Below are 8811 nucleotides of genomic sequence, written 5' to 3'. Positions count from 1 at the left end.
AACACATGGAAGTTCCGCAAAAAAAATGTTGGTGGGATTTGATAATAATCTTTAAAACAGGTCTGAATGATAGTTGAAAATATTTGTTCAAGAATTTACACAAGATTAAGGACTTGACTGATAAATTTCAAAAATCGCTGATAAATCCGCAGAATCGCCGATAAATTTCAAAAATCACCGATAAATGACGTGGCACCGACACACTTCCCTAAAAATCCAATATGAACACCACTAAATATGACTATTTCTTACCCTTAGATAAATACTCACGATCCATTGCTTGAGGTGGTCGTTCAAACCAGCCGTTTTTGATCATTATATTTGCACTATCTTCAGCATAGAGACCAATATCCTTTATCATGGTAAGATATTTTGTTGCTAGATCACGTCGAAGGGATAGACCAAGAGATCCGCCCATATTACCGATTCCGATTGAAGTTAATGCACTAACATGAAACAACATGAGCTTGTCAGAAAATGGAGCGACAGTTGAATTATTTACCTCTGTATCCCATGTCATTGGAGCTGGTAAGGTACTTTCCTCTAAAAGTGTACTAAGGTTTCTAATAATCGTGCGAGCTAATTCAATTCCTCTAATAAAATGATTTCTTAACTCGTCAGACCTTACTGTTTGTGAAAAGCCAATTAATAGAGCCTTTCCATTTGCGTTATTCGTGTGATTCATAAAAATATGAGCAATTTCTTCAGCAGTTAGTGTACGTCTTTCTCCAAACCATCCTCGTAAAAACGCTTGTTTCTCTATAAAATCAGGTTGATCAGGTGTAGCTATGTATGGAGGTCGAATAAAGATGCCTTTTGAAAGCATCACTTCCTTTGCTTTATCTTCGACATGAGCGGCATCTATTAAATAATGATAATAAAGATCTCGTATATCCTTTCTTGCTGCCATTGAAAATGCCATACCATCTGCGGCAATTCCAGCTTTTCCTAAGTTTCGAAGAAAAAATAGCATGTACGTATCAGAAAATAGTCTCGGAGCGTCTACATTCACATCTTCATCCGAAAAGCCGATAGGAATGGGAAAACTTTCTTTTGTGAAAGTTTCAGCTAAAGTTTTTAGGTGCTCTGTTGATTTACTTAATGCTAATTCAATAATTTGTTTAATCTCTAAGTCTTCAACAACATTGTTGAAATATTTGAGAACAGGTAATGTCGCGCTTTCTGTTATATAAGATGTCCAAAGAACCCCTATTTCAGCAGAAGTTAATTGTATATGGTGATTCTTCATCTTTTTTTCGTCCATAAATCTGCCTCCTAACTTATAACAATTAGTCTTTACAAGTCATCTGAAGAATATTTGTATTTTTTGGGATTTCCTTTTAATGTAAACGTTTTCGAGGATTTCTTTTAATAGGTTGTGTTCTCAAGGCTTTTACAGACTTTTAAAAAGTTTGTGAAACTAGTTTATTTTTCTGAAAGTCAGGTAGAAATGCATTTAAATTAACTACTATTGTTGAAGGCTTATCTTGTGGTATACTTACCTACGGTGAATTGATTGAAATGGAGGATTTCAGTGGGAAAACAATTGAGCAAACAACAAAAAAAAGCACAGGTTGTCCCGTTTCTCCAAGATGGACAATATTATTATAATAAAGGCCTAAAGGCGTATCGTGAGCAAAACTTTCATAAAGCAAGTAAATATTTAGCAAAAGCATTAGAATTAGATCCCAATGATACGATCAAGCTTTCACAGCTTGCAACAATTTATACGGATATGGGGAAGTATAGTCAATCTAATGAGTTACTATCACAAATACTTGATGAAGTTGATAATAATATGTCGGAGTGTTATTACTTTATGGCAAACAATTATGCACATCTTGGATTATTTCAGGAAGCTTACAAGTGTGCAACAGAATATGCTAAACAAGAACCATATGGTGAATTTATAGAAGAAAATGAAGATCTTATTGACCTTTTAACAATGGAAGATGATGAAGAAGAGCCATTTCTAAAAGACCCAGATGATCTTATCATAAAACAGGATGCTGCAAAATCACTTCTTGAAAATAGTCAATTTGAAGAAGCTATTTTACTGCTTGAAGAACTAGTAAAAGAATATCCTGAATTTTGGTCTGCCCATAATAATCTTTCTTTAGCCTATTTCTATGTTGGGGAAGTTGAGAAAGCTAAGGAATATTTAACAACTGTCCTTGAGCGAAATCCAGGCAACCTTCATGCATATTGCAATTTGTTAGTGTTTTATTATTATGAACGAAAAGATGAGAAAGTTGAAGAACTAGCGAAAGCATTATCAAATGTTCATCCTCTTCTTTTTGAACACCGTTATAAACTAGGAGCTACCTTTGCTTTAGTAGGCTATTATCCTGCAGCATATAAATGGCTTCGAACTTTGTATAAACAAGGTTATGATGGTGACGACGTTTTTTATTATTGGTTGTCTTATTCTGCCTATTTTACAGGACACGAGACGTTTGCTGAGCAAATGTGGGAACGAGTAATTAAAGCGAATAAAGAAAAAGTTGGATCTGAACCATGGAATGTAAATAAAGAAGATTCTGAGCAAAGAGTTAGTAGCATGTCATTGGAAGAACGACTATATGCGATTTTCCTTTCTATTGAGACAAATAATTATGATCAATTAAAGGAATATCAATCTTCAAATGTTCCTCAATCACAACTAGAAAAGGAATTCATTCATCTTGCTTTCTCTGATAACAGTGATAACGATAGCACAAAAATGAGATTATTGTATCAAGTTGCGAAAACATTATTTGTACAATCAGAGCATGATGAACTGTTTCTTTTTTCATTCAAAATCCTAGCCAAGGCATATAAACATGAGTATTCTTTTAAAAACTATGCAGGATGGGCGGCTGCCTTAGATTATATATGGCTGAAACAAAACGCTATCAATGAAGAAATTAGCCAAAATGCAGTAGCGAAAAAATATGGTACTTCTGTTTCTTCTGTAAGCAAATATGTTAAGTTAGTCAAAAGTATTCTTGCATAAGTGTTTTACCCAAGTACATGTACTTGGGCTTTTTTATGAAGTGATTGGTGCTAGGTACTTTTGCTTTACTGGTTTCCAGCTACAGTGCCTAGCCCCTCGAGGGAAAAATAAATTCCTTTTTCCTCGGTCATAAGCCACAAAGGAATGGAAGACAAAGAGCGTCTTCTATTCCTTTGCGTCTTGTGCTTGTCGGGTCTGAACAGGCACTTCCGCTTTTCTGGGTATGAGCAGATTATTAGCGTGTTTTGACTTTATTTTATACGATGGTGGTATAGCAAAATAAAGAAGACATTGGAGTATGTGTTTTCTCGTATTAGCAGATAACTATATAGTAGAGGAACTTATAAGGAGTGAACGTTGTGTCAGAAGAAAAAATTTATGATGTGATTATCGCTGGAGCTGGTCCTGCTGGTATGACAGCGGCAGTATATACTTCACGTGCAAACTTATCAACACTAATGATTGAACGTGGTGTTCCGGGTGGTCAGATGGCTAACACAGAAGAAGTAGAAAACTACCCTGGATTTGATCATATTTTAGGACCAGAGCTTTCAACAAAAATGTTTGATCATGCTAAGAAATTTGGTGCTGAATATGCTTATGGTGATATCCAAGAAGTAATTGATGGTGAAGAGTACAAAACAATTAAAGCTGGTAAAAAAGAATACAAAGCACGAGCTGTTATTATTACAGCAGGTGCAGAATATAAAAAAATTGGCGTTCCTGGTGAAAAAGAGCTCGGAGGTCGTGGTGTATCATATTGCGCGGTATGTGATGGAGCTTTCTTTAAAGGAAAAGAATTAGTTGTTATTGGTGGAGGAGACTCAGCTGTTGAAGAAGGGGTTTATTTAACACGCTTTGCTTCAAAAGTAACGATCGTTCATCGCCGTGATGAACTAAGAGCGCAGAAAATTCTTCAACAACGTGCATTTGATAATGAAAAAATCGACTTTATTTGGAATCACACAGTGAAAGAAATTCATGACCAAGATGGAAAAGTTGGAAAAGTAACATTAGTGAATACTGAAAATGGTGAAGAACAAGACTTTAAAACAGATGGAGTATTTATCTACATCGGTATGCTACCACTGTCAAAACCATTTGCAAACTTAGGAATCACAAATGAAAATGGTTATATTGAAACAAATGATCGTATGGAAACAAAGGTAGAAGGTATTTTTGCTGCGGGAGATATTCGTGAAAAAATGCTTCGTCAAATCGTTACAGCAACAGGTGATGGAAGTATTGCAGCACAAAGTGCACAACATTATATCGAGGAATTAGCAGAGAAATTAAAAACTGTAAAGTAATGTCGAAGCTTGTTTTACTAAATCGTAATTCTGTTTTAACTTTACTGTAACATGAGTGAAACAATTATAGGTTATTATAAAGATAGTAATTGACCCCCTTTTATAAATAGACTTACTTTGGAGCATGGGCGCCCTTTTCCCGTGCTCCCTTTTTTTTATAAACTGTTTAATATTTTTTTGAAAAAAAGTGAAACAGTTTTCCTCCACCTACGTATATACATATAACAACACGATTTTCTAAAGGAAAAATGTTACAAATATAACCAATCATGTTCATTGTTAAGACTCCATGAAAATAGTATAATAAATGAAAGTAATGAACGTAACAGATGATCTTGTATGAGGTAAAAGTTAAACAAGAGAATTAAGAATGATTAGTGATGATTGAGGTGAAGAATATTTGCAAAGAGTAACAAATTGCGTCTTAGTAGAAGGAAATAAAGTTCTTCTCCTTCAAAAACCTAGAAGAGGCTGGTGGGTTGCACCAGGCGGTAAGATGGAGTTAGGAGAATCAATTAAAGATACAGTGACTCGTGAATATCGCGAGGAAACAGGAATATATATTAAAAACCCTCAACTTAAGGGGATTTTCACTTTCATTATTCAAGAGGGAAAAGAAGTTGTTTCTGAATGGATGATGTTTACCTTTTTTGCTACAGATTATCAGGGTACCAATGTGTTAGAATCTGAAGAAGGTTCAATTAGTTGGCATGATATAGAAGATATCGAAAAGCTTCCAATGGCTCCAGGAGATCACCACATCTTAGATTATGTTATAAAAGGGAATGGTATGTTATATGGAACTTTTACATATACGCCCGATTTTCAACTTATTTCCTACCGTTTAGATCCACAGTGATATTTTAACTAGTACTGTATGGGATATTTTCTTCCCTATTTATAAAAACTAACGAACTACTATGATATTTTTAAAGGAAGCAATTTACATGAGGTTATTTCTATTCAAGCCTTTAACTTTCTTTGAGATATACACAGAGAGGGGGAGCTTAATTGACTGTTGAAAACGTAGAACAGCATCAAGAAGTACAAATGGTCATTATTACTGGTATGTCAGGTGCTGGTAAAACAGTAGCCATACAGAGCTTTGAAGATCTAGGATATTTTTGTGTAGATAATTTACCACCAACACTTTTACCAAAATTCTTAGAGTTAATGAAAGAATCTGGATCTAAGATGAATAAGGTTGCTCTTGTGATGGACCTTCGTGGAAGAGAGTTCTTTGATAGCTTGTTTCAAGCGTTAGATGATTTATCAGAGAAAGCATGGCTAACTCCACATATCTTATTTCTTGATGCAAAGGATGCTGCTTTAGTAACAAGGTATAAAGAAACGCGCCGTTCACATCCATTAGCTTCTAAAGGATTACCATTAGAAGGAATTGGACTTGAACGAGAGCTTTTAGAGGAATTAAAAGGCAGAGCACAGTTAATTTTTGATACCTCTGACTTAAAGCCAAGAGAGCTGCGAGAAAAAATCCTTAAGCAATTCTCATCAAGTGTTGAACATACTTTTACGGTTAATGTTACTTCCTTTGGATTTAAGTATGGTGTACCAATTGATGCTGATCTTGTCTTTGATGTGAGATTCCTTCCAAATCCTCATTATATCGATCATATGAGGCCGAAAACTGGCTTACAAGAAGAGGTATCATCATATGTACTAAAGTGGAGTGAAACACAAAAATTTTTAGAAAAACTCCTAGATTTACTTTCCTTTATGTTGCCTTATTATAAGCGTGAAGGAAAAAGTCAATTAGTTGTTGCGATTGGATGTACAGGAGGACAGCATCGCTCAGTTACACTGGCGGAATACATTGCAAAGCATTATCAAAATGACTATCATACTCAAGTTTCTCATAGAGACATTGAGAAAAGAAAGCAACATTAATTGGAGATGTCAGAACAGCCTAAAGTTGTCATCATAGGTGGCGGAACAGGTTTGTCGGTTTTATTAAGGGGATTAAAGAAATTCCCCGTTGATATTACGGCAATAGTAACTGTCGCTGATGATGGCGGGAGCTCAGGCAGGCTCCGCAATGAACTCAATATTCCTCCTCCTGGCGATATACGCAATGTATTAGCTGCTTTATCAGATGTTGAGCCACTTGTAGAAGAACTTTTTCAGCATCGTTTTAACAAAGGGAATAATTTAATTGGTCATTCATTAGGCAACCTCATTTTAGCCGCTATGACAAATATAACAGGTGATTTTGTCCACGCGATTAGGGAAATGAGTACAGTTTTAAATGTTCGTGGAAAAGTGTTACCTGCAGCAAATTCAAGTGTGATTTTAAATGCAGAAATGGAAGATGGTACAATTGTATCTGGGGAATCTAAAATACCCTTTTCTGGAAAGAAGATAAAAAAAGTATTTCTTTCACCTGATAACATTGAACCATTACCAGAAACACTTGATGTTATACAAGAAGCTGATTTAATTATCATTGGACCTGGAAGTTTATATACAAGCATTTTACCCAACCTTCTAGTGCCTAAAATTGGGGAAGCTGTTTGTCAAGCAAAGGCAAAAAAGGTTTATATATGCAATGTGATGACACAAGCAGGAGAAACATTGAATTTTTCTGCAAGTGATCATGTTAAAGCTTTGTACGATCATATGAACGAGGCCTTTATGGATATTATCCTTGTAAACGAGGAAGAAATTCCGAATCAAATTAAATCATTATATGAAGAAGAGCTTGCAAAGCCTGTTCATTTTGATGTGGATACCCTATCCTCTCTAGGTCTCGAAGTAATGACTGATCACATTGTTTGTTATGATAATAGTGTAATAAGGCATGACACAAATAAAGTTGCAAAGCTATTATATGGAATTCTACAACAAGAATTGACATAAGCTGTTTGTAAAGAATGGGGGTGCAGAGTTGTCATTTGCATCTGAAACAAAGAAAGAATTAACAAATTTAGAAATAAAGCCATGTTGTTTAAAAGCAGAATTGTCAGCACTCATCCGAATGAATGGTTCACTGAGTTTTTCAAATCGGAAATTGATTTTAGATATCCAAACTGAAAACGCTGCAATTGCTAGAAGAATCTATACCTTGCTAAAAAGGCAATATGAAGTTTCAGTAGAACTTCTTGTTCGAAAAAAAATGAGGTTAAAAAAGAACAACGTCTATATCGTGCGCCTTGTTGAAAATGCAAAATCAACTCTTGAGGACTTAGATATTTTAGATGAAGGTTTTACCTTTTTTAGAAGTATTTCAGAGCAGCTTGTGAAAAAGAAATGCTGTAAACGCTCTTATATAAGAGGGGCATTCCTTGCAGGTGGTTCAGTTAACAATCCTGAAACTTCTTCCTATCATCTTGAAATATTTTCTCTTTACAAAGAACATAATGACTCACTATGTGAGCTTATGAATACATTTGATTTAAACAGCAAAACGCTTGAACGCAAAAAAGGCTTTATCACCTATTTAAAAGAAGCGGAAAAGATTACTGAACTATTAAATGTAATTGGAGCGCATCAAGCATTGTTACGTTTTGAAGATGTTCGGATTATCCGAGATATGAGAAACTCTGTTAACCGTTTAGTAAACTGTGAAACAGCCAACCTTAATAAAACCATCGGTGCAGCGTTAAGACAGGTTGAGAATATTCGCTTCATTGATGAACGAATTGGCTTAGATGCATTACCTGACAAACTGCGTGAAATTGCAAGGCTGCGAGTAGAATATCAAGATGTTACGCTAAAAGAGCTAGGTGAAATGGTATCAAGTGGTACAATTAGTAAATCAGGAATCAATCATCGATTACGCAAACTTGATCAAATTGCTGAACAGATAAGATTAGGGCAGCCTTTGTCATTAAAATAAAAAATTAGAATAGGGAAGAGGAGAGATTATTATGGTTGAAAAGCAAGTAGAAGTTCAATTAAAAACAGGTTTACAAGCACGTCCAGCAGCATTATTTGTACAAGAGGCAAATCGTTTTACGGCAGATGTATTTTTAGAAAAAGACGGTAAAAAAGTAAATGCGAAAAGTATCATGGGGTTAATGAGCTTAGCGGTTAGCACAGGATCTGTCATCAAATTAATCGCAGATGGAAACGACGAGCAAGAAGCTGTTGATACATTAGCTACTTATGTACAACAAGAGGGATAAAAAGACGGGCAATGGGCTGATTCTTAATTGAATTGGCCTTTTTTATTTGGGTTTAGGGGTGTCGATTGGGGTTTTTGAGTAATTTGAAGGGGTAGAGTTGGATTTTTGAGCAAAAATTGATCTGTTTACGTAAAATGTCTTAAATATCCTAACTGAGCTCTTGTGTAACCGTATACAATTTAGATAGTAAAGTCACTTACTCCACCAAAATGAGAGGTATGGTAATTTTATCAGCGATTCGGCTAGGCCCCCTTATATCGGACACGTACTTCTGTTTTCTTTTATTTCCATAGTTTTTCACTTTAGTGTAAGTATTTAGAGGAAATTGTCCCTATTTTCCTCACTTTGAAAAGATGCTGGA

The 8811-nt window shown here is 35.2% G+C and carries 8 protein-coding genes; 7 read left to right on the top strand and 1 reads right to left on the bottom strand.

Annotated features, from left to right (window positions below; genetic code table 11):
• Positions 1–241 precede the first annotated feature (241 nt).
• Complete coding sequence (locus tag LC076_RS23735) at positions 242–1264, bottom strand: DUF3231 family protein (RefSeq protein WP_226671585.1); 1023 nt, start codon at positions 1262–1264, stop codon at positions 242–244.
• 270 nt (positions 1265–1534) lie between these two features.
• Here LC076_RS23735 and LC076_RS23730 point away from each other — a divergent pair, with 270 nt between their 5' ends.
• The 7 genes from LC076_RS23730 (at position 1535) to LC076_RS23700 (ending at position 8450) form a co-directional block, all read left to right on the top strand.
• A complete protein-coding gene (locus tag LC076_RS23730; RefSeq protein ID WP_226671584.1) occupies positions 1535–2995 on the top strand; it encodes a tetratricopeptide repeat protein in 1461 nt (486 codons plus the stop codon).
• 359 nt (positions 2996–3354) lie between these two features.
• The gene (gene trxB / locus LC076_RS23725; RefSeq protein ID WP_226671583.1) at positions 3355–4305 is read left to right on the top strand and encodes a thioredoxin-disulfide reductase; all 951 of its coding nucleotides are present in this window, start codon (positions 3355–3357) and stop codon (positions 4303–4305) included.
• A 400-nt stretch (positions 4306–4705) separates the two neighbouring features.
• The gene (locus tag LC076_RS23720) at positions 4706–5164 is read left to right on the top strand and encodes an 8-oxo-dGTP diphosphatase (protein ID WP_226671582.1); all 459 of its coding nucleotides are present in this window, start codon (positions 4706–4708) and stop codon (positions 5162–5164) included.
• A gap of 191 nt (positions 5165–5355) precedes the next feature.
• Positions 5356–6213 (top strand): RNase adapter RapZ, encoded by an 858-nt coding sequence (gene rapZ, locus LC076_RS23715; RefSeq protein WP_226671587.1) that lies wholly within the window; start codon positions 5356–5358, stop codon positions 6211–6213.
• A 6-nt stretch (positions 6214–6219) separates the two neighbouring features.
• Entirely contained in the window at positions 6220–7182 is a 963-nt protein-coding gene (locus tag LC076_RS23710) for a gluconeogenesis factor YvcK family protein (RefSeq protein WP_226671586.1), read from the top strand.
• A 28-nt stretch (positions 7183–7210) separates the two neighbouring features.
• Positions 7211–8161: a DNA-binding protein WhiA gene (gene whiA, locus LC076_RS23705; protein ID WP_226671581.1), complete on the top strand. Its 951-nt coding sequence runs from the start codon at positions 7211–7213 to the stop codon at positions 8159–8161.
• Between the two features lie 31 nt (positions 8162–8192).
• Positions 8193–8450 (top strand): HPr family phosphocarrier protein, encoded by a 258-nt coding sequence (locus LC076_RS23700; protein ID WP_226671580.1) that lies wholly within the window; start codon positions 8193–8195, stop codon positions 8448–8450.
• The last annotated feature ends 361 nt before the right edge of the window (positions 8451–8811 follow it).

This window comes from Metabacillus litoralis (assembly GCF_020524045.1).
Lineage (GTDB): Bacteria > Bacillota > Bacilli > Bacillales > Bacillaceae > Metabacillus > Metabacillus litoralis_C.
Note: the sequence above shows the minus strand (reverse complement) of the source record. Positions and strands in the feature narration are given on the sequence as shown.